This window comes from Corallococcus sp. AS-1-6, assembly GCF_020037015.1.
In the GTDB taxonomy this organism is placed as follows: Bacteria; Myxococcota; Myxococcia; order Myxococcales; family Myxococcaceae; genus Corallococcus.
The window spans coordinates 171191-190904 of record NZ_JAIQDE010000004.1 but is presented as its reverse complement, the minus strand read 5'-3'; the positions used below and the strand labels follow the sequence as shown (position 1 = coordinate 190904).

12 protein-coding genes are annotated in these 19714 nt (G+C 71.7%); 4 read left to right on the top strand and 8 right to left on the bottom strand.

The window, feature by feature from the left end:
- Window position 1 precedes the first annotated feature (1 nt).
- The 5 genes from hemE to K8612_RS07805 form a co-directional block, all read right to left on the bottom strand.
- The gene (gene hemE / locus K8612_RS07825) at window positions 2-1045 is read right to left on the bottom strand and encodes a uroporphyrinogen decarboxylase (protein WP_223738665.1); all 1044 of its coding nucleotides are present in this window, start codon (window positions 1043-1045) and stop codon (window positions 2-4) included.
- A gap of 102 nt (window positions 1046-1147) precedes the next feature.
- Complete coding sequence (locus K8612_RS07820) at window positions 1148-1774, bottom strand: carboxypeptidase-like regulatory domain-containing protein (RefSeq protein ID WP_223761829.1); 627 nt, start codon at window positions 1772-1774, stop codon at window positions 1148-1150.
- On the bottom strand, window positions 1774-3459 hold the full coding sequence (locus K8612_RS07815; protein ID WP_223761828.1) for a caspase family protein: 1686 nt from the start codon (window positions 3457-3459) through the stop codon (window positions 1774-1776). The genes K8612_RS07820 and K8612_RS07815 overlap by 1 nt, the downstream gene beginning before the upstream one ends.
- Window positions 3446-4243: a hypothetical protein gene (locus tag K8612_RS07810; RefSeq protein WP_223761827.1), complete on the bottom strand. Its 798-nt coding sequence runs from the start codon at window positions 4241-4243 to the stop codon at window positions 3446-3448. Before K8612_RS07810 ends, K8612_RS07815 begins: the two co-directional genes overlap by 14 nt.
- Before the next feature lie 3 nt (window positions 4244-4246).
- Complete coding sequence (locus K8612_RS07805) at window positions 4247-4819, bottom strand: RNA polymerase sigma factor (RefSeq protein WP_223738654.1); 573 nt, start codon at window positions 4817-4819, stop codon at window positions 4247-4249.
- Between the two features lie 320 nt (window positions 4820-5139).
- Here K8612_RS07805 and K8612_RS07800 point away from each other — a divergent pair, with 320 nt between their 5' ends.
- Window positions 5140-5904 carry a hypothetical protein gene (locus K8612_RS07800; RefSeq protein WP_223761826.1) on the top strand — a complete coding sequence of 255 codons (765 nt, stop codon included), beginning with the start codon at window positions 5140-5142 and terminating at the stop codon, window positions 5902-5904.
- A 20-nt stretch (window positions 5905-5924) separates the two neighbouring features.
- On the opposite strand, the gene uvrA is transcribed toward K8612_RS07800, so the two are convergent.
- From uvrA to K8612_RS07785, 3 genes are all read right to left on the bottom strand, one after another.
- Window positions 5925-8468, bottom strand: a complete 2544-nt coding sequence (gene uvrA / locus K8612_RS07795) for an excinuclease ABC subunit UvrA (protein ID WP_223761825.1) — start codon at window positions 8466-8468, stop codon at window positions 5925-5927.
- A gap of 85 nt (window positions 8469-8553) precedes the next feature.
- The gene (locus K8612_RS07790) at window positions 8554-9690 is read right to left on the bottom strand and encodes a serine hydrolase (RefSeq protein WP_223761824.1); all 1137 of its coding nucleotides are present in this window, start codon (window positions 9688-9690) and stop codon (window positions 8554-8556) included.
- Between the two features lie 70 nt (window positions 9691-9760).
- Complete coding sequence (locus tag K8612_RS07785; protein ID WP_223738650.1) at window positions 9761-10192, bottom strand: YciI family protein; 432 nt, start codon at window positions 10190-10192, stop codon at window positions 9761-9763.
- Window positions 10193-10384: 192 nt separating this feature from the next.
- Here K8612_RS07785 and K8612_RS07780 point away from each other — a divergent pair, with 192 nt between their 5' ends.
- From K8612_RS07780 to K8612_RS07770, 3 genes are all read left to right on the top strand, one after another.
- The gene (locus K8612_RS07780) at window positions 10385-10924 is read left to right on the top strand and encodes a hypothetical protein (protein WP_223761823.1); all 540 of its coding nucleotides are present in this window, start codon (window positions 10385-10387) and stop codon (window positions 10922-10924) included.
- 91 nt (window positions 10925-11015) lie between these two features.
- Window positions 11016-12473 carry an SDR family oxidoreductase gene (locus K8612_RS07775; protein WP_223761822.1) on the top strand — a complete coding sequence of 486 codons (1458 nt, stop codon included), beginning with the start codon at window positions 11016-11018 and terminating at the stop codon, window positions 12471-12473.
- Window positions 12474-12499: 26 nt separating this feature from the next.
- Complete coding sequence (locus K8612_RS07770) at window positions 12500-19702, top strand: type I polyketide synthase (protein ID WP_223761821.1); 7203 nt, start codon at window positions 12500-12502, stop codon at window positions 19700-19702.
- Window positions 19703-19714: the final 12 nt, after the last annotated feature.

Below are 19714 nucleotides of genomic sequence, written 5' to 3'. Positions count from 1 at the left end.
TTCAGTCGAGCGTGCCCTGGCGGAGGGCGGCGCCGTGCTTGTGGACGGCGTCCACGAGGAACTTCGCGGCGTCCGGGTCGGTGGGCGGGAGGATGCCGTGGCCCAGGTTGAAGATGTGCCCGGTGGGGCCGGCGCGGCGGAGGATGTCCTTCACGCGGCCGTCCAGCTCTTCCCGGGGGAGGAAGAGGTGGAGCGGATCCAGGTTGCCCTGGGTGGCCACGTCCGGCCCGAGGATGCGGCGGCCCTCGTCCACGGGGCAGCGCCAGTCCAGGCCGATGACGTCCGCGCCGGTGCGCTTCAGGAGCGGCAGGTGCGGGGTCATGTTCACGCCGAAGAGGATGACGGGGACGCCGGTGGCCTTGAGCTCCGTGACCATGCGGGTGAGGTACGGGAGGCTGAAGCGCTCGAAGTCCCAGGGGGACAGCTCGCCGCCCCAGGAGTCGAAGATCTGGACAATCTTGGCGCCGGCCTCCACCTGCATCTTGAGGTACGGGATGAGGGTGTCGGTGAGCTTCTGGAAGAGGCGGTGGGCGACCTCCGGCTGCTCGAAGAGGAGGCGCTTGATCTGGATGTAGCTCTTGGAGCCGCCGCCCTCGACCATGTACGCGGCCAGGGTGAAGGGCGCGCCCGCGAAGCCGATGACGGGCACGGAGTCATTGAGGGCCTTGCGCGTGCGGCGGATGGCCTCCGCGACGAAGCCGGTGCCTTCGACGGGGTCGGGGACGCCGAGCTTGTCGATGTCCGCGGGCGTGCGCAGGGGGTTGGGGAAGTGGGGGCCCTTGTCGCCCAGCTCCAGGTGGATGCCCATGGCCTCCACGGGGATGAGGATGTCGGAGAAGATGATGGCCGCGTCCACGCCCAGGCGGGTGATGGGCTGGACGGTGACTTCGGCGGCCAGGTCCGGGTCCTTGCAGAGGTCCAGGAACGCGATGTTGCCGCGGATGGCGCGGTACTCGGGCAGGTAGCGGCCCGCCTGACGCATCAGCCACACGGGGGTGGTGTCGGTGGGCTGGCGGCGCGCCGTGCGCAGGAGTCGGTCGTTCACGTCGTCACCTTCGAGGGGCAAGGAGGAGGTCGGGACCCCGCCTATTTACGGGAAACGCGGGCGAATGGGCCCAGAACATTGCGACCCGGGCCCCTTCCCTGCTCAGCCGCCGTCCCGGCCGCCGTGGTCGTCGCTGCCGCCGTCATCGTCCCCGCCGCCGTCGTCGTCCGCGGGCAGCGTGATGGGCTGCACGCGCTCCTCGCCTTCCCGGACGCAGACCTCCGTCTCCACGTCCTCCAGGTCGTCGGCCTTGACCTCCAGCGCGTAGCAGCCCGCGGGCAGCGGCCCCAGGCGCACCTCGCCGCTGCTCGTGTCCACCTTCGCGCGGTCTTCTCCCGTGCCTCGCAGCTCCACCTCGACGTCCGGCGGGATGGCGCCCTGCTCGTCCCGCACCCTCACCGTCAGGAAGGCACCGGGCTTCCCCTGGATGTCCCCCACGTCGGTGACCCGGGCGCCCTGTGCCATCACGGTCGTCCTCGCGGCTTGCGTGCGGGAGGCGACCACGAACAGCTCCAGGGCTCTCGCCGGCACGCCAGCCAGCTCGAAGCGGCCGTCCGAACCGACCGTCGCGCGCAGCTCCGAGTCGCCCATCACGTTGACGCGCGCGACGCCGGACTCCGCGCCCAGCACGCGGCCCCGCACGACGCCCGTGCGCAGGTCCCCGTTGTCGAATCCGCCGCAGCCCACGAGCGCCAGCACCAGCGCTCCGCCGCATGTCCTGGCTCGCATCAGAAGCGGTACCCTCCGGCCAGCATCAGGCCTCCAAAGCCCACCGTGCGCGTCTGCCCGTCCACCGGGACGTAGGCCCACAACGCCTGCGCGCGCGCCTCCACCATCCACACCGGGCTGAAGCGGAACGACAGCGCGGCCATCCAGCCCGGCCAGGCCGTCACGTACTGCTCGTTCCGGTCCAACAACTCCAACTGGAAGGAGCGCTGCAACCACAATCCGGCCACGCGCGGCCCGGTGGACAGCCCCAGCCGGCCCCACGTCCACGTGGGCCCCACCGCCACGCCCACGAGCAACGAGCGGTGCCGCACCGGCACGTCGCCGCCCGGGTCCAACCGCAGCGACTGACTTCCCTGCCCCGCCGCCACGTCCACCCAGAGGTCCAGCTTCCCGTCCAGGAGCACGCCCTCCCAGCCCAGCCCCACGCCCGCCTGCGCCGACGCCGGCAGCACCTGCTCGCGGCTCTGTCCATCCAGGAAGCCGAGCACGCCTCCACCCAGCGTCACCGTCCGCCTGGGCCCGTCCGCCCTGGGGCGCAGGAAGGCCTCCAGCTCACGCCGCTCGCCGGAGCGCAGCGCCACGGTGTCCTCCCACAACACCTGGCCTCCCTTGCGCAGCTCCAGCTTCCGCCGGCCCTCGGGCACCACCACGCCTCCGGGCAGCTCGCCCGCGTCGCGGCCGTCCACCTTGAGCGTGAAGCCCTCCAGCCTCGCGCTGTAGGAGAAGACCTCCGGCTGCCCCGGCCGCTGCAAGGAGCCGGAGAGCAGCACCGGATCCGCGCCCACCTCCAATATCTGCGCGCTGGGACGCTGCCGCCCTTCCGTATAGGCCCAGGTGTTGCGGCGGGCCCAGTCGTGGGCCTCGGTGGCGCTCACCGCGCCGTCCCGGTTGCGGTCGCCGCTTCCGTCCAGCGCCTGGATGAGGAAGTGCGTGTAGATGTCGTTGGCCAGCGCGTCGTCCTCGCGCGCGGCCTCGCCCCAGTCACTGGCGGACAGCACCAGCGAGGCGCGGCTCGCGGCCTCCAGCGGCTGCGGGAGGAAGGACGCCTTGGTGTGCGCGAGCTCGTCGCGGACCTCCGGCGGCAGCAGCGACTTGCCCGTGCCGCTGTGACAGGTGGCCAGCACCAGCACGCGCCGCCGCGACCCCAGCCGCTCCAGCGACTGCTCCAGCGTGGCCATGTCCAGGCCCGTGCCCGCCACGTCCCGGTAGCGGGTGTCGGACGTCACCAGGTAGCGCTGCAGTTCGCCCCTCACGTCGCGCGCCAGCGAGCCGTGCCCGGACACGTACACGACCACCGTGTCCTGCGGCCGCCACGGACGCGCCTCCAGCGCCTGGAGCGCCGCGAGCACCGACGTGCGCGTCGTCTGCTCGGGCCGCGTGAGCACCGTCACGGAGCGGAAGCCTCCGCGCACCGGATCCGCCAGCACGCGGCCCAGGTCGTCCGCGTCCTTCGCCGCGTAGCGCAGCGCGTTCCAGGCAGGGTCCGTGTACGCGGAGATGCCGATGAGCAGCGCGTGCCGCTCGCCCTCCTGCGCCGACGCCAGCACGCCCTCCTCCAGGCGCACCCGCACCGCGCGGCCCTTCTCCCGTGGCTCCACGGAGCGGCACGCGCCGAGCGCCACCAGCGCCAGCACCAGGGGGATGAACAGCAGGCGGGACACGCGCGGCTCCTCAGGGAGCAGCATGCCCCGACTCCACCCTCAAGCGAAGGCGGGCCTGGGCCGCGTCGGGTGGCACCTGTCCGCTGACACGCACCGCCTCCAGCGCCGGGCTCTCCTGCTCACCTTGCGGCCAGGCGACCAGCACCAGCGTCACGGGTCCACGCTCGTCCTCCAGGGACACGCCCGCCAGGTCCTCGCCGTCGCGGAGGTCGTGCGTGCCCGGCGTCAGCACATGGCGGCCCAGCACCTGCGGCGGCACGCCAGGGGCTTCGCGCACCAGCAGGGCGTCCGCGGATTCGCTGGCGTGGTAGCGCAGGACCACCACGGCTTCGGGCGGGAGCACCGCGTCCTCGGAGACGGCGCGCACCTCACCGCCGGGCATCTGCGCCGCCGCCGTGAGCTCCAGCGCGAGCGGCGCCGTGCCCTTGATGCGCTGGGAGGGAGGCTCCACGCTGCCCGGCCCTCCGGTCCCCGGGCGCACCAGGAGCGCCAGGAGGACCGCCGCGGCCACCGCGCCCAGTCCTCCGGTCAGCCACACCCGCTGGGGCGCACCCAGCTTCCGGCGCACCCGCGCCCAACCGACCGCGTCCTCCCGCACGGGACGGCCCGAGGCCGCGACGAGCGCTTCGTCCGCCAGGGCATCCAGCCCCGGGAACCCGTCAGGCTCCGCTTCGTCGCGGGCGAGGAACGCCTCGCACGTCTCACAGGGCCGCGAGAGGTGCTCGGCGAAGTAGCGCACCGCTTCGGGCTCGCGCCGTTCGAGCTGCTTCGCGGACTCCACGTCCAGGTGTCTGTCGCTCGCGCCCATGGTTCAGCCCACCTCCGCGGCCAGCAGCCGCGCCAGCAGCTCGCGCTTCACGCGGGCCCGGAAGCGCTCCAGCCGCATCGTCACCGCGCTCTTGCCCAGCCCCAGCCGGTCGGCGATCTCCCGCGCGCTCAGCTCGCCCTCCAGATAGAAGAGGCGGGCCGTCTCCTTCTCCGGGCCCTCGGGCAGCCCTTCGATGAGCTGGCGCACCACGGCCACGCGGCGCTCCAGCGTCAATGACGGAGGCAGCGCGGGCGCGGTGGTGTCCAGCTCTCGCGCCAGGTCCTCCTCCACGCGGGCCCGGGCCTTCACGCCCCGGCTGAGCGCGTAGGCGTGATGCCGCGCGATGGTCAGCAGCCAGCCGCTGAACGCGCGCGGGTGCTGGAGCCGGGGCAGCTCGCGGAAGGCGCGCACGAACGTCTCCTGCACCGCGTCCTCCACCTCCGCCGTGCCCAGGACTCCCGAGCCCTGGGCCACGCGGCGCACCGCCCCGTGGAAGCGCTGGTAGAGCTGACCGCACGCGGCCTGCTCTCCGCGCGCCGCCCTGCGGATGCAGTCCGCCAGTTCCTGTTCCGTCATGGCGCCCTCCCCGTCCCCACGCGCACGCGCGACGAGCGCGGGCTGGGACACCCCGCCGAGGGCGATGCCGGTCCAGGTGAGGGAGTGCAAGCCATGACCCCTGTTCAGTACTCCGTGCGAGGGGAAGGAGTCACGGGGGGCTTTTCCGGCCACGCCCGTCCGGTCGAGGTCCCCGGAAAATGGCCCGGGAAAATCCGTCCCGTGGCCGTTTTTCGCGGCCGGACTCCTTTCCTTCAGCGGAAGGGATGGCGGGCGGCATCGCACGGCCGGTGCGAGGCCACGGGCCCGGCGTCCCCCACCGGAACCAGGAGACACACGTCATGCGTCGTTTCATCGGTCTGTTCGCGTCCCTCATGTGGCTGTCCGCGTGCGGCAACAGCACGTCCTCGGTGGGGTTGAGCACGCGGATGGGAGGCGCGGTCACGGGTTCGGCCCTGACGCGCACGTCCAGCCAGCGGCTGCAGCTCTCCAATGGCATCACCGTGGATCGGGTGCGGCTGTCCGTGCGCGAGCTGGAGCTCAAGCGCGAGGGCCACCATGACGACGTCTCCGACGACTCCGACGCCGGGAGCGACGACGACAAGACCGAGTTCAAGCGGCGCACGGGGCCCTTCCTCATCGACCTGTCCGGCGCGGCGCTGGAAGGACAGTTGGTGCGCCTGCAGGACATCACCGTGGACGTCGGCATCTACGACGAGATCGAATTCGACATCGGCAAGGTCGACCCGGAGAAGGCCACGGGCGGCCTGAAGGAGCTGGCGGACCAGGACGCGTCCATCATCATCGACGGCCACATCGACGGCGAGCCCTTCCAGTTTGTCACCAGCGTCGGCGTGGAGCAGGAGCGCGAGGTGCGCTTCGAGATCGCCGAGGGTGACGACCAGAACGTGACCTTCAACATCGACCCGAGCGGCTGGTTCACCGACAAGGACGGCAAGCGGCTCGACCCGCGCGAGTCCAGCGCCCGGTCGGAGCTGGAGAACAACCTCCAGAAGTCCATCGACGCCTTCGATGACCACGACCGCGACGGCGGCGAGGACCACGACGACGACGACGGCAGCCACCATGACGGCAAGGACGACTGAGCGAGCCGTCCCGGCCTAAGTCACCCGAGCACCCGCGCCAGATAGGGCGCGGTGCGGCTCTGCTTCACCTTCGCCACCTGCGCCGGAGTGCCCTGCGCCACCACGCGGCCTCCGGCGTTGCCCGCGCCGGGCCCCACGTCGATGACGTGGTCACTGGCGGCGATGACGCGCAGGTCGTGCTCCACGACGATGACCGTGTTGCCCGCGTCCACCAGTCCCTCCAACTGCGCCATCAGCTTGTCCACGTCCGCCGGGTGCAGGCCGGTGGTGGGCTCATCCAGCACGTAGAGCGTGTCGCCGTGCTGGGTGCGCTGGAGCTCCGTGGCCAGCTTGATGCGCTGGGCCTCGCCTCCGGACAGCTCCGTCGCGGGCTGGCCCAGGCGCAGGTAGCCCAGGCCCACGTCGCGCAGCACCTTGAGCGCGCGCTGGAGCGGCGGCTCCTCGGTGAAGAAGTCGAAGGCGCCGTCCACCGTCAGCCCCAGCACGTCCGCGATGTTCTTCTCGCGGTAGCGCACCTCCAGCGTCTTCGCGTTGTAGCGGGTGCCGTGGCACGTGGGGCACGGCGCGTACACGCTGGGCAGGAAGAGCAGCTCCACGCTCACGAAGCCCTCGCCCTCGCACGTGTCGCAGCGGCCTCCCGCGGTGTTGAAGGAGAAGCGCCCCGCGCCGTACTTGCGCGACCTCGCCAGCGGCGTCGCCGCGAACAGCTTGCGCACGTGGTCGAAGAGGCCGGTGTACGTCGCCAGGTTGGAGCGTGGCGTGCGGCCGATGGGCTTCTGGTCCACCGTCACCAGCCGGCGGATGGCCTCCATCCCCTCCTTTATATATCCCTCGCTCGCCACCACCGGCTCGCGGTCCAGCGGCTCGCCCTCCTCCTCCTCCGGCGCCAGCGTCTGGCCCAGCCTCGCCGCCACCAGCTCCACCAGTGCCTGGCTCACCAGGCTGGACTTGCCGGAGCCGGACACGCCCGTCACCGTGGTGAAGACGCCCAGCGGGAAGTCCACGTCCAGCCCGTGCAGGTTGTTGCGCGTCACGCCCTCCAGGCGCAGCCGCCCCGTGGGCTTCCGGGGCTCGCGGCGGCGCAGGGTCTCCTCCTCGAAGAGGTAGCGCCGCGTCCGGGACGCCTCCACCTTCGCGAGTCCCTCCGGCGTGCCGCTGTAGAGCACGCGCCCGCCGTGCTCACCGGCGGCGGGGCCCACGTCGACGATCCAATCCGCGTGGCGGATGACGTCCACCTCGTGCTCCACCACGAACAGCGAGTTGCCCGCCTCCTTCAGCCGGTCCAGCGCCGTGAGCAGCGCCTCCGTGTCCGCGGGGTGCAGGCCGGCGGAGGGCTCGTCCATCACGTACACCACGCCGAAGAGGTTGGAGCGCACCTGCGTGGCCAGCCGCAGCCGCTGCAGCTCCCCCGGTGACAGCGTGGGCGTGCTGCGCTCCAGCGACAGGTAGCCCAGGCCCAGGTCCGTCAGCACCTGGATGCGCGCGAGCAGGTCCTTGGTGATGCGCTGGGCGACGATGAGCTTCTCCGGGTGCTCGCGGGCCATGGCGTCCGCGTCCCTCCCCTTCCCTTCCGCCGTGGGCCGGATGAGCTCCGCGACCTGCTCCAGCGGCAGGCGGGACAGGTCTCCGATGTCGCGGCCCGCGAACGTGACGGACAGGGATTCGCGCTTCAGGCGCTTGCCCTCGCACAGCGCGCAGTCGCTGGCGACCATGTAGCGGGCGACGCGCTTCTTCATCATCGCGCTCTGGGTGGTCGCGAAGGTGGTCATCACGTAGCGCTTCGCACCCGTGAAGGTGCCCATGTAGCTGGGCGTCTCCTTGCGGGCCATGGCCCGCTTCACCTCCGCGGACGTGAAGCCCGCGTAGACGGGGACGGTGGGCTGCTCGTCCGTGAAGAGGATCCACTGGCGGTCCTTCTTCGGCAGGTCGCGCCAGGGCTTGTCGATGTCGTACCCGAGCGTCACCAGGATGTCGCGCAGGTTCTGGCCGTGCCATGCGGGCGGCCACGCGGCGACGGCGCGCTCGCGGATGCTCAGGGAGTCATCCGGCACCATGGAGCGCTCGGTCACCTCGAACACACGGCCGATGCCGTGGCACTTCGGGCACGCGCCCGCGGGCGTGTTCGGGGAGAACGCGTCCGAGTCCAGCCGCTCCAGCTTCGGCGGGTACGTGCCCGCGCGCGAGTACAGCATGCGCACGGAGTTCGACAGCGTCGTCACGCTGCCCACCGACGAGCGGGACGTGGGCGCGCCCCGGTGCTGCTGGAGCGCCACCGCCGGGGGCAGCCCGTCGATGGCGTCCACCTCCGGCACGCCCACCTGATCAATCAGGCGCCGGGCATACGGGGCCACGGATTCGAAGTAGCGCCGCTGCGCCTCCGCGTACAGCGTCCCGAACGCCAGCGACGACTTGCCGGAGCCGGACACGCCGGTGAAGACCACCAGCGCGTCGCGAGGGATGTCCACGTCCACGTGCTTCAGGTTGTGTTCGCGCGCGCCCCGGACGCGGACGAAGCCGGAGGGGTCGGAGCTCTTGCGGGTGCGAGGTGCTTTCGGAGGTGCCATGCCACGGCGGACGTTGCCCACCCGTCAGCGCGCGGTCATCCAAGAAGCGCACCGTCCCGTCTGAATCCGGATGGGGCCCGGGCGGTCACCGTCGGACGGACGACACGAGCCCGTCCCGAGCCCCCGGCCGCTCCAGCCCGAGCGCCGCCGGCAGCACGTACTGTCCGAACAGGACCAGGGGGAGCGCCGAGCCCGCATCATTATAATGGCTGCCGGTGAAGGCCGCGGTGACGCCCAGCGAAGGCGCGACGAAGACGTACTGCCCTCCGTTGCCCCGCGCGAAGGACACCTCCACCGGGGTGCCGTTGATGACGAAGCGGGTGCTCCACCACAGGAGCCCGTAGCCCGCGTCGCCCAGCGGCCCCAGCGCCTTGCGGGACTCCGCCACCCACGCCTCGGAGACCCGGCGCTCGCCGTGCCACGCGCCACCGTCGAGCATGAGCTGCCCCACCTTGAGGAAGTCACGCGGACGCAGGCGCAGGTGGCCGCCGGTGTCCGTGCCCTGCTTGCCCGCGGGCTGCCAGGTGACGTCCTGGACCTGCATGGGGGTGAACAGCCATTCGCGCGACAGGTCCGGGATGGAGCGGCCGCTGACGTGCTCCAGCACCGCGCCCAGCAGCACCACGCCGCCCGTGCAGTAGCGCGTCACGGTGCCGGGCTCGTCCCGCATGGGCACGTCCACGATGAAGCGGGCCCAGTCGTCCGTGTCGTACATCCGCTCTTCGTTGCCGGGGGACTTGGGGTCCCAGTCATCGCACGACAGTCCGGAGCGCATCTGGAGCAGGTGGCGCAGCGTGATGCGCTCCTTGCGCGGATCCGCGTTCTTCACCGGCGACAGGTGTGGCAGCAGCGGGAGCACCGGCGCGTCCAGGTCCGGCAGGAGCCCGCGCTCGTGCGCCATGCCCACCAGCAGCGACGTGACGCTCTTCGTGGCGGACCTCAGGTCGTGCGCCTGCTCCCGCGTGAAGTCGTTCCAGTAGCGCTCGTAGACGAGTTGGCCTCCCTTCGCGACGAGCACCGCGTCTGGCGTCTCCACCGTGCCCTCGGACACGTCGTGCTCCAGCGCGTCGAACCACGGGCGCTGCATGGCCGTGTCCTCGAAGGAGGCCACGTCCCAGCCGTCGTCCACCCGGTCCGGCGGCGAGCCCGGCCCCGTGGCCACCCGCTTGCCTCCGCACGCCATGAGACACACCGCGCACACCAGCACCAGCCGCTGGAACATCGCTGCACCTGCCTTCACTCCGGCCCCGGGAGCGCGGCAGTCTATGTCACGCGGAGGCGCCATCGCGGCACTAGCGGCTGTTCTTCGCGCCCTGCTCCCGGATGCGGGCTTCCTGCGCCCGCAGCTCGGGCGTGAACTCGGCGCCGAAGTCGTCGTCCTCGAAGACCTGGCGCAGCTCCAGCTCCACGTTGCCGCCCGCGTCGATGGACGGCCAGCGCTGGAGCCACGCCAGCGCCTCCTCCCGCGACTTCACCTGGATGAGGGTGAAGCCGGCGATGAGCTCCTTCGTCTCCGTGAAGGGACCGTCGATGATGGCCGGCTTGCCGTTCGTGAACTTCACGCGGGCGCCCTTGCTGCTCGGATGCAGGCCCTCGCCCTGGAGCATCACGCCCGCCTTCACCATCTCCTCGTTGTAGGCGCCCATGGCGGCCAGCAGCTTCTCGTCCGGAAGCACGCCGGCCTCCGTGTCCTTGTCCGCCCTGCGGATGATCATGAATCGCACGGTCGTGTCTCCTGCCGCGCGCCTTCGGGCCGCGGGGGGTGTCCTTCTTCCTGCCTTCAGGGACGCAACGAATGGGCCCGGGGAGAATCGACACGGCTCTTTTATTTTCCGCCGCGTCCTCCAAACCCTCGCAATCACGGGCCTTCCCATGTCCCGGCGGCGAGTGTGACAGTGCCCCCCATGCGCGCGGGCGTGACATCCACCGGGGCGAAGCCCTTTCCGGCCAGCGGCCTCTTGCATCCGGCGGTGCTCCTGGCCGTGGTGCTGCTCGTGCTGAACGACCACGTGTTCAAGGCGCGCTGGCCGTCGTGGTGGACGGGGAAGCTCTCCGACGTCGCCGGGCTCGCGATGTTCCCGCTGCTCCTCCAGGCGCTGTGGGAGCAGGCGTTCCAGCGGCGCGTGCGGGAATTCTACCCGTCGTTCCCGGTGCTCGTGGGCGCGGTGGTGCTGACGGGGCTGTGCTTCGGCGCCACGAAGCTCTCCTCCGACGCCGGGGATGCGTGGCGCTGGGCGCTGGGCGCGCTGCAGTGGCCCTTCTACGCGCTGCGCGCGGGGCTCGCGGGCGCGCGCATTCCCGCGGTCCGGCCCACGATGCACACGGTGGACGTCACGGATCTGCTCACGCTGCCTTCGCTATGCATTCCCCTGTGGCTGGGATGGCGGCGTGCTCGCGTGGCTCGTGAAGAGGGCGCGCGCATTCCCGCGCACGAGCAATCTTCACCGCCTCCTTGATTGCTGTGAGCTGTGCGCGTCGCTTCGCGGCACGTGTCAGACCCCCATTTACAGTCGGCCCCCGTCACGCATTGAACCGACAGGGGCCATCATGTCCGCGCGTTCTTCCCAATCCCATACATCCACGCCTTCGAACATCCTGGAGCAGGTGCGGCAGTGCGCCGCGTCCGTCACGCGGTATCCGCTCGACATCCTGACGGAGCATGCGCAGCTCGAGGACGAGCTGGGCATCGACTCCGTGAAGCTCGCGGAGATCGCCGCGGTCATCGCTCGGGAGTTCCAGTTGCCGCCGGACCGGCTGCCGCGGAACGGGAAGGCGCGCACGCTCGGCGCCATCGCGGGAGCGGTGAAGGAGGCGCTGGGAACGGCCCCGTCGCCCGTCGTCACGTCCGCGCCGCCTCCGGTGGCGTCCGCCGTGAGCGCTGGCGTCGAGGCGCGTGCTGGAACCCACGCTCCGGATCTCCTGACTCGCGTGCGCGCCGTGTTCGCGCGCGTGACGCGCTACCCGGAGGAGCTGCTCACGCCGCACGCGGACCTGGAGGACGAGCTGGGCATCGACTCCGTGAAGCAGGCGGAGGTGATGGCCGTGCTCATGAAGGAGCTGGGGCTGGGCGACGCGCCGAAGCCGTCGCAGCGCCTGCGCACGATGGCCGCCATCGCCGACGCGGCCCGTGCGCTGCTGCCGGCCGCGCCGCCCGTGGTGGAAACCAGGCCTCGCGCGCCCATCCTCGCTGCGCCCGCGCCTGTTCCGTTGCGCACGGAGCTGCCGTTCGCGGGGAAGGTCGCGCTCGTCACGGGTTCGGGGAAGGGCATTGGCCGGGTCATCGCGACGCGGCTGGCGCGCGCGGGGGCGACGGTGGTGGTCAACTCGTTCCACTCGCGTGAGGACGGAGAGAGGACGGCGCGGGACATCGTCGACGCGGGCGGCAGGGCGGTCCACCTGTGGGGCTCCGTCGCGCAGGAGGAGCACCTGGAGCGGATGTTCGCGGCGATCCGCGAGCAGTTGGGCGGGCTCGACCTGCTCGTGTGCAACGCGTCCAACGGGCTCATCGGTCCGTTCGACCGCATCGCGCCCCGGGACTGGGACAAGGCGTTCCGCACCTGCATCACCGGCACCTACGAGTGCGCGATGCGCGCCCGTCCGCTGATGGCCGCGCGTGGGGGCGGGAGCATCGTCACCATGTCCACGTCCATGTCCCAACGGTACATGCACGACCTGGGCTGCCAGGGCGTGGTGAAGGCGGGCGTGGAGTCGCTCACGCGCTACCTGGCCGCGGAGCTGGCGCCGGATGGCATCCGCACCAACTGCGTGTCCGCGGGGCCCGTGCACGGGGAGCTGCTGGGCATGTTCCCGGACGCCCCGGAGCGCGTGGCGCGCTGGGAGTCCGCGACGCCCGGAGGACGGCTGTGCACCGCGGACGACGTCGCGGACGTGACCGAGCTGCTGCTGGGGCCGAAGACCCAGCGCGTGAATGGCGCCATCTGGGTGGTGGACGCCGGCCTTTCCGGGACCGTGGACGGCCTGCTGCCGGCCGCGCGCGCGTCCTGACCCGTCACCTTCCAGGAGCCACCACCATGGACTTCTTCGCCGTCCCGTACGACATCCACTTCGATGACACGATGGCCTACGGGAGCCATCACTTCCTCACCAACTTCAAGTTCCAGTGCGCCGGCCGGGAGCACCTGCTCTTCAGCCCGCACGCCTTCGAGGAGCCCGAGTTCCGGCGCGACTTCGACCAGGTGCTCCTGCTCACCTACGAGGGCTATTCGCGAAACCTGGCCCCGGCGGTGCTGGGAGACCGGCTGATCATCCTGACGTCCCTGGAGGAGCGAGGCGAGGTGTCCCTGCGCTTCTGCTTCCGCACGCTGAAGGGCGACGGCACGCCGGTGGCCTGCGGCTACCAGACCGTGCTCTGCGCGGACCGGCAGGGCGTGCTGCGCGCGTTCCCGAAGTCCTTCCAGCGCAGCTTTGAGTCGCTGGCGGCACTGCACGAGCCCACGGGTCCGAAGAGCTTCCGCGACCTCGCCCTGCAGGGAGGCGCAGGCGTCCAGGCCTTGTTCCCGGAGGCCGTGCGCGAGCTGGCGCGGACGCTGCTGGCGGACACGGCCCCGCGCGGCGTTTCGCGGACGGTGCGTCTTCCGGAGCCGGTGCCCACGTCCGGACTTGCGTTGCCGGCCAACGCCACCGCGTTCCTGTTCGCCGGACAGGGCACGTTCGAGCCCGCCCTCTTCCTCCAGTTGAAGGCGCTCCAGCCGGAGCTGCGTGACGAGCTGCTGGCGGTGTCGGAGGCCTGCCGTTCGCAGGGCATCGACGTGGGTCCACTGCTCGCGGCGGAGGACGTGGCCCAGGTGGACCGGGCGCTGGACGCGGCGCCGCTGTTGGATCAGCTCGGCATCTTCCTGTCCGGCGTGCTGGGGGCGCGGTGGATGGAGCGTCAGGGCACCCGGCCGGACGTGTTCGTGGGGCACAGCTTCGGGGAGATCGCGGCGATGACCGCGGCGGGAGCCATGGACCTGCGCACGGGCGCGGAGGTGGTGTGCCGTCGCATCCGGTCGCTCCAGACGGTGCCGGACGACCTGGGCACGCTCGCGGCGGTCGCCTTGTCGGAGCCGGAGACCGTCGGGGCAATAGCGCACAGCGGGGCCAGGACGCTGGAGGTCGCGGGCCGCAATCACTCGCGGCAGACCGTGGTCGCGGGGCCTCGTGAGGAGCTGGAGCGGTTGCGCGCGTTCCTGGAGCGGCAGGGCAAGGGCTTCACGTTCATCTCCAGCCGCTACCCGTTCCACCACCCGAGCCTGTCGCCCGCGGTCACCGCGTTCCGCGCGAGCCTCGCGGGCCTGTCCGTGCATCCGGCGCGGGGGCCCATCTATTCGCCCATCGAGCGGCGGGTGTACGGACGTGGCGGGTCCGAGCTGGCGGGGGCGCTCGCGTCCCACCTGGTGCGGCCCTTCGACTTCCCGGGCGCGGTGGAGACGTTGGTGGGCGCGGGCTGCGCGCGGTTCGTGGACTGCGGCACCGGGGGGCGGCTCACGCGCATGGTCCAGCGGATCCTGCCGAAGGACGCATCCGTGGCGCTGACGTCCGTGGACCATTCGCTGCCCGTGGCCCCTGCGGCCGTGACGCCGGTGGCTCCGGCCATCGCGGTGGTGTCGCTGGGCTGCATGCTCCCGGGCGGCGCGAAGGATCCGGAGACGTACTGGCGGAACATCCAGCGGGGCATCAGCGGCATCGTCGACACGGGTGTGAGCCATCCGGATCAGGTCGTGGACTTCGTGGGTCCGGCGGTGACTCCGGACCGCACGTACACGCTGCTCTCCGGGCGGGTCCTGGACAGCGACCTCGCGCCGCCTCCGGGAATCGCGCCGGAGCGCTTCCTGCGCTATGGCCGAGAGCAGCGCTTGCTGGCCATTGCGCTCAGCCAGGCGATGGAGCCCTTGCGGTCCACCGCGCCGGGACGCATCCAGTGCCTGCTCGGCTCCACCGCGGACGGTTCGCCCGAGTACGACGAAGCGCTGTGCGTGGAAGCGGGAGAGGCCCTGCTGCGCGCACGGGGAGAGACGGCGCGGGACTTCTCCGCGCTGATGCGTGAGGCGCTGGGCGTCACCGCGACGTCCTCCGAGCTGGCGCCGCACCCCACCCTCCAGGCGGTGGTGACGGACGTGGTGGGCCCGAGCGTATCCACGGTGCTGCTGGACGCGGCGTGTGCCTCGTCGCTCTACGCCATCGCGCTGGGGATGAAGGCGCTGGAGCGCGGCGAGGCCGACCTGGTGCTCGCGGGCGGGGTGTTCTCACCGGGGCCGGGCAACAGTTGTCTGTTCTCCCAGTTCAAGGGGCTCTCCGCGACGGGGAGCCGGCCGTTCGACGAGCGCGCGGATGGCGTCATCTTCGGAGAGGGCGCGGGAGTGGTCGGCCTGATGCGCCTGGAGGACGCCGTCTCCGCGGGGCTGCGGGTGCACGCGGTCATCCGTGGCGCGGGGCTGTCCAGCGACGGGCGCAGCAGCTCCGCGAACGTCCCGAGAGCGGACGGACAGGTGGCCGCGATGGAGGCGTGCTACGCGGCGGCGGGCGTTGAACCGGCGTCCATCCAGTACCTCGAAGCGCACGGAACGGCCACGCCGGCCGGAGACACCACCGAGCTGCAGTCGATTGGCCGCGTCTTCGGCGGCAAGCGCAAGGGACTCCAGCTCGCGAGCGTGAAGGCGTTGATCGGCCATGTCGGGTGGGCCGCGGGCGCGGCTTCGGTCATCAAGCTGTGCAAGGCGCTGGAGCACCGGAGCATCCCGCCACAGTCCCACTTCGACCGTCCAGGCGCGGGGCTGCGAGCGCTCGGGCCGGACTTCGAGGTGAGCACGCGGGAGCAGCCGTGGCCGGAGAACGGGGAGCATCCGCGCCGGGCGGCCACGAACGGATTCGGCTTTGGCGGCACGAACGCGCACCTGGTGTTGGAGGAGTACCGGGGAGGCGCGCTCGCGCCGCGCGCCAGGGCCGTGCACTCCAAGAGTGAAGAGCTGGTGGTGGTGGCCGCAGAGGGGATGTTCCCGGAGGTACGCTTCGACGCGAAGGGGATGCGGCTGCCCGCGTCCGTGCGGCTGTTGCCGGACATCACCGAGGACATGGACCTCACGCAGCACCTGGGGCTCATCGTCGCGAGCGACGCCGTGAAGAAGCTGGGGGCGTTCGATTCGTTGCGGACGGGGACGGCCATCGTCCTGGGGTTGGAGGGCAAGACGCGCCGGGGCGTGGAGGCCACGCAGCGGGTGCTGGCGGACTCCACACGGCGCAGGCTGCGCGAGCACATCCAGCGGACTCCGGACGCCGCGCGGCTGTTGTCGCTGGTGGACCGGCTCCACGCTGCGGTGAGCGCGCTGCGGCCGTCCGGGCCGTACACGCTCCAGGGGATGATGCCCAACGTCACGCCGGGGCGGGTGGCGGGGGTGCTCGACACCAAGGGTCCGAACTTCGTGGTGGACGCGGGGGCCAGCACGTTGGCCGCGTCGCTGCGGGCATCCAGGGCCCTGTTGGACAGCGGCTTCGAGCTGGTGCTGGTGGGCAGCGCTCACGTGAAGAGGCCCGGGGAAGGCCCCGCCGCATCCGCGCCCGAAGAGGGCATGACGATGTTGGCGGTGACCACGGCCGCGATGGCGGAAGCGAAGGGCCTGAAGCCGCTGTGCCATTTGCGGATGTCCGAAGCCACGGGCTCCAGCTCAGGACCGGGCCTCACGTTGCCGCCCCACTCCGCCCGGGAGGCACAAGAGGTGCTGAGCGCGGTGCGGGCCGCCGCCGAAGGACAGGCCGTCACGCTGCGATTCCATCCGGATGCCGCGACCGGCACACGGCTGGTGCTCCAGCTTCATCCTGGCCTCGGCGCCCGGCCTGGAGCCCCGGAGGAACAATCGGTGACGGAGAGGTCTCCCTCCGCGGAGCGCAGAGCTTCAGCGACGGCCGCCACGCCCTCGGGCATGCCTTCAGTTCCCGGTGCTGAGAATCGAGACTTCGAAGGTACCGCCCTGCCGGCGGCGAACCGCACGAACCTGTCCGACAGTCGGACAGGTTTGGACAGCCAGGGAGGACCGACCCGAGCGGACGCAAGCGAGCTGCCGCGCCGCTCCAGTCTCTCGGCATCACCTGAGATGGCTCGGACGCAGCCGCGCCACCCGAACACCGGAAACCTGTCGGACAGTCGGACAGGTTTGGACCATGCCGGGCCGGAAGGGCTGCTGTTCCAACCGGGCCACGGGAACCTGTCGGACAGTCGGACAGGTTTGCAGAACCACGGCAGCAAGGAGCTGCCGCCCCAGTCGGACCACAGGAACTTGTCGGACAGTCGGACAGGTTTGGACGACCGCAGCCGCGAGGGGCTTCCGCCCCAGTCGGACCACAGGAACCTGTCCGACAGTCGGACAGGTTTGGACGACCGCGGCCGCGAGGGGCTGCCGCCCCAGCCGGGAAGCGGGAACCTGTCGGACAGTCGGACAACAGGTTTGGCCAACCACGGTCGCGAGGGGCTGCCGGGCCGAGAAAACCTGTCGGACAGTCGGACAGGTTTGGGCAACTTCGGTCGCGAGGGGCTGCCGCCCCAGTCGAACTACGGGAACTTGTCCGACAGTCGGACAGGTTTGGGCCGCTCCGCGCCGGGGGCGGGCAGCTTGGAGGCCCGTGGGAATGGCGCTCCGTTTGCATCAGGCGCCATCGCGCCGCTCCCTGCGCGGCCCGACTCCGAGGCGACCGCCACCGGGGCCGTGCAGGCGCGGGCGGACTCGGCTCGCTTGGGGGAGGCTCGTTCGCTGTCGACCTCCGCTCCCAGCTCGGAGGCCGCTGAGGGCTTCGACCACTCGGCTCCCATCCGCTACCACGCGCCTGTGCTCGTCGAGCGCCCGGCCCTGACGACCGGCGCATCACGGCTCCGTGGCCGTCGGGTGCTGTTCATCGCTCAGGACGAGGCCGTGGCCCGTGAACTTTCGGCCCAGGCACACGACGTCTGCGGCCCTGAGTTCCGCATCATCCACTCGGGTGCCTCCGATGCGGGGGCGCGGCTCCACGGCATCGACCTGACTCGCGAGGAGACCGCGGAGGCGGGCCTGGATGCGCTCGGCTTCGAGCCTCAGGTCATCATCGCGGTGTGCCGGCTCCCTTCGCAGGAGAACGAGTCCTCCGTCGTCGCGGACACGGCCCTTCGCCATGAAGCGCTGGAGCTGCTCTTCCTGTCCGCCCGCCGCGCCTATGAGGCACTGTCCTCCGGCAACGTGACGCTGGCGAGCCTGTGCATCGGCGGCGTCGGCGCGCGCCGGACGCTGCACCCCGTCACCGGCCTCTTCGCCGGCCTGCTCAAGTCCCTGGGCCGCGAGGTCCCCTCGCGTGGCATCCGCGCCATCGCCACGGGTCCGCTTCCGCTCCGCATGGCGCTCGACCACGTCGCGTCCGAGCTGGGCTCCGGTGACGACACCGCTCCGGTGGAGGTCTGCTTCGACGGCTCCGTCCGCTGCGTCCGGCTGCTCCAGCCCACGGACGTCCCGGCTCGGCCCGCCGTCACGCTCGACTCCCACTCGGTGGTCCTGCTCACGGGCGGGGGACGCGGCGTGACGGCCGTCCTCGCCGGAGCGCTGCTCAAGCGGTACGGCTGCAAGGTCGTCCTCCTGGGCCGCAGCGACCCTTCCGACGCTCCCGAGCGCGTGCTCCAGGCGCGCGACGAGGAACTGGGCGCCGTGGAGCGCGAGTTCTATGCCTCAGAGCTCGCCCGCGACAGCTCCGTGCGCATGCCCGCGCTGCGAGCACGCTTCGAGCGCCACCTGGCCGTGCGCGAGCTGCGGACCACGCTCGATGGGCTCATGCGGCTTCCCGGCCAGATGACCTACCGCGCCGCGGACGTCACCCGTCCCGAGGACGTGGACCGCGTGGTGGCGGAGCTGCTCCGCGAACACGGACGGCTCGACCTGGTGGTCCATGGCGCGGGCACGCAGGTGTCCAAGAAGCTCCACCGCCGCCGGCTCACGGAGCTGCGCGGCACGCTGGACACCAAGCTGCTGGGACTGCGCAACCTGCGCGAGGCCTGCGCTCGCCACCTCCCGGTCCCCGTGCCCTTCCACGTCCTGACCTCCGCGTTCAGCTACATCGGCAACGACGGACAGGCGGACTACGGCGCGGCGAACGAAGCGCTGGACCGGCTCTGCGCCTGGGTCAGTGACGCGCGCCAGGACGTGCAGTGGTGCAGCGTGGGCTGGCTCGCCTGGGACGGCATCGGCATGACGCGCGGCTCGGAGTACCGCGTGCTCGGAGCCAGCCGCCGGCTGCGCGGCATCCGCGCGGAGGAGGGCGAGGCGCTCTTCCTCCAACTGGTGGACGGCCAGCCCGTCCAACCCATCAACGTCCAGCTCACCGAGAGCGAGCGCGCCTTCTACCACCTGGAGGTCCTCGCCCCGCCCGCGCCCACGCCGGAGCCTCCGCGTCCCACGCGAAGGCCGCTCACCGTCGACGCGGCGAGCGTCCCGTGCCTGGAGGACCACCTCGTCCGGGGCACGCCCACCCTGCCCGGCGCCTGGGCCCTGGACCTGATGTTCCAGGCGGCCCTGGACGACGCACGCCCCGAGCTGCGCACCGTCACCATCGAGGACGTCCGCTTCTCCCGCTTCATCCGCGTGAAGCCCGGCGGCCAGCAGTCCCTGCGCGCCGAGTGCACGCCCCTCACCGATGCCCCGGGCGAGCACAGCGTGCGGGTGAAGCTCACGGGGGACATCGTCCATGCCTCCGGCGTGGTGCTGGAGCGCGACCTCGTCTACGCCGAGGCCCGCTTCACGCTGACGGCGGAGCCCCCCCGGCCCCCACCCCGGCTGGAGGCCGCCCGCGCCTCGGGCCACGGCCTGCCCGTGCACGACCCGCACTGCGCCACGGGCTCCCCCATCGAGCTGCGCAGGATGTTCGACTGCCTGGAGGAGATCCGCCTGGAGGAGGACGCCCGCTTCGCGCGGCTCGGGCTGCCGGAGACTCCGCGGCAGGCGGGCCACGGCGTGCCGGCGCTCGTGCTGGACGCGGCCCTGCGCCTCAGCGCGATGCACGTGGACGGCGTGTCCAATGACGTGTTCGCGCCCGTGGGCGTCCAGCGGGCCACGTTCGACCGCGACCTGGTGGCGCACGACTCCCGGGCTCCCCGCCGCCTCACGCTGAAGTCGCTCGCCCCTCGCGTGGAGGGCGACCTGCTCCAGTGCGGCACCGTGGCGGCGCATGACGAAGCCGGCCGCCTGCGGATGCTCGTCGAAGGCGGCATCGCCCGTCCCATGGCCTGACAACCCCTTCTC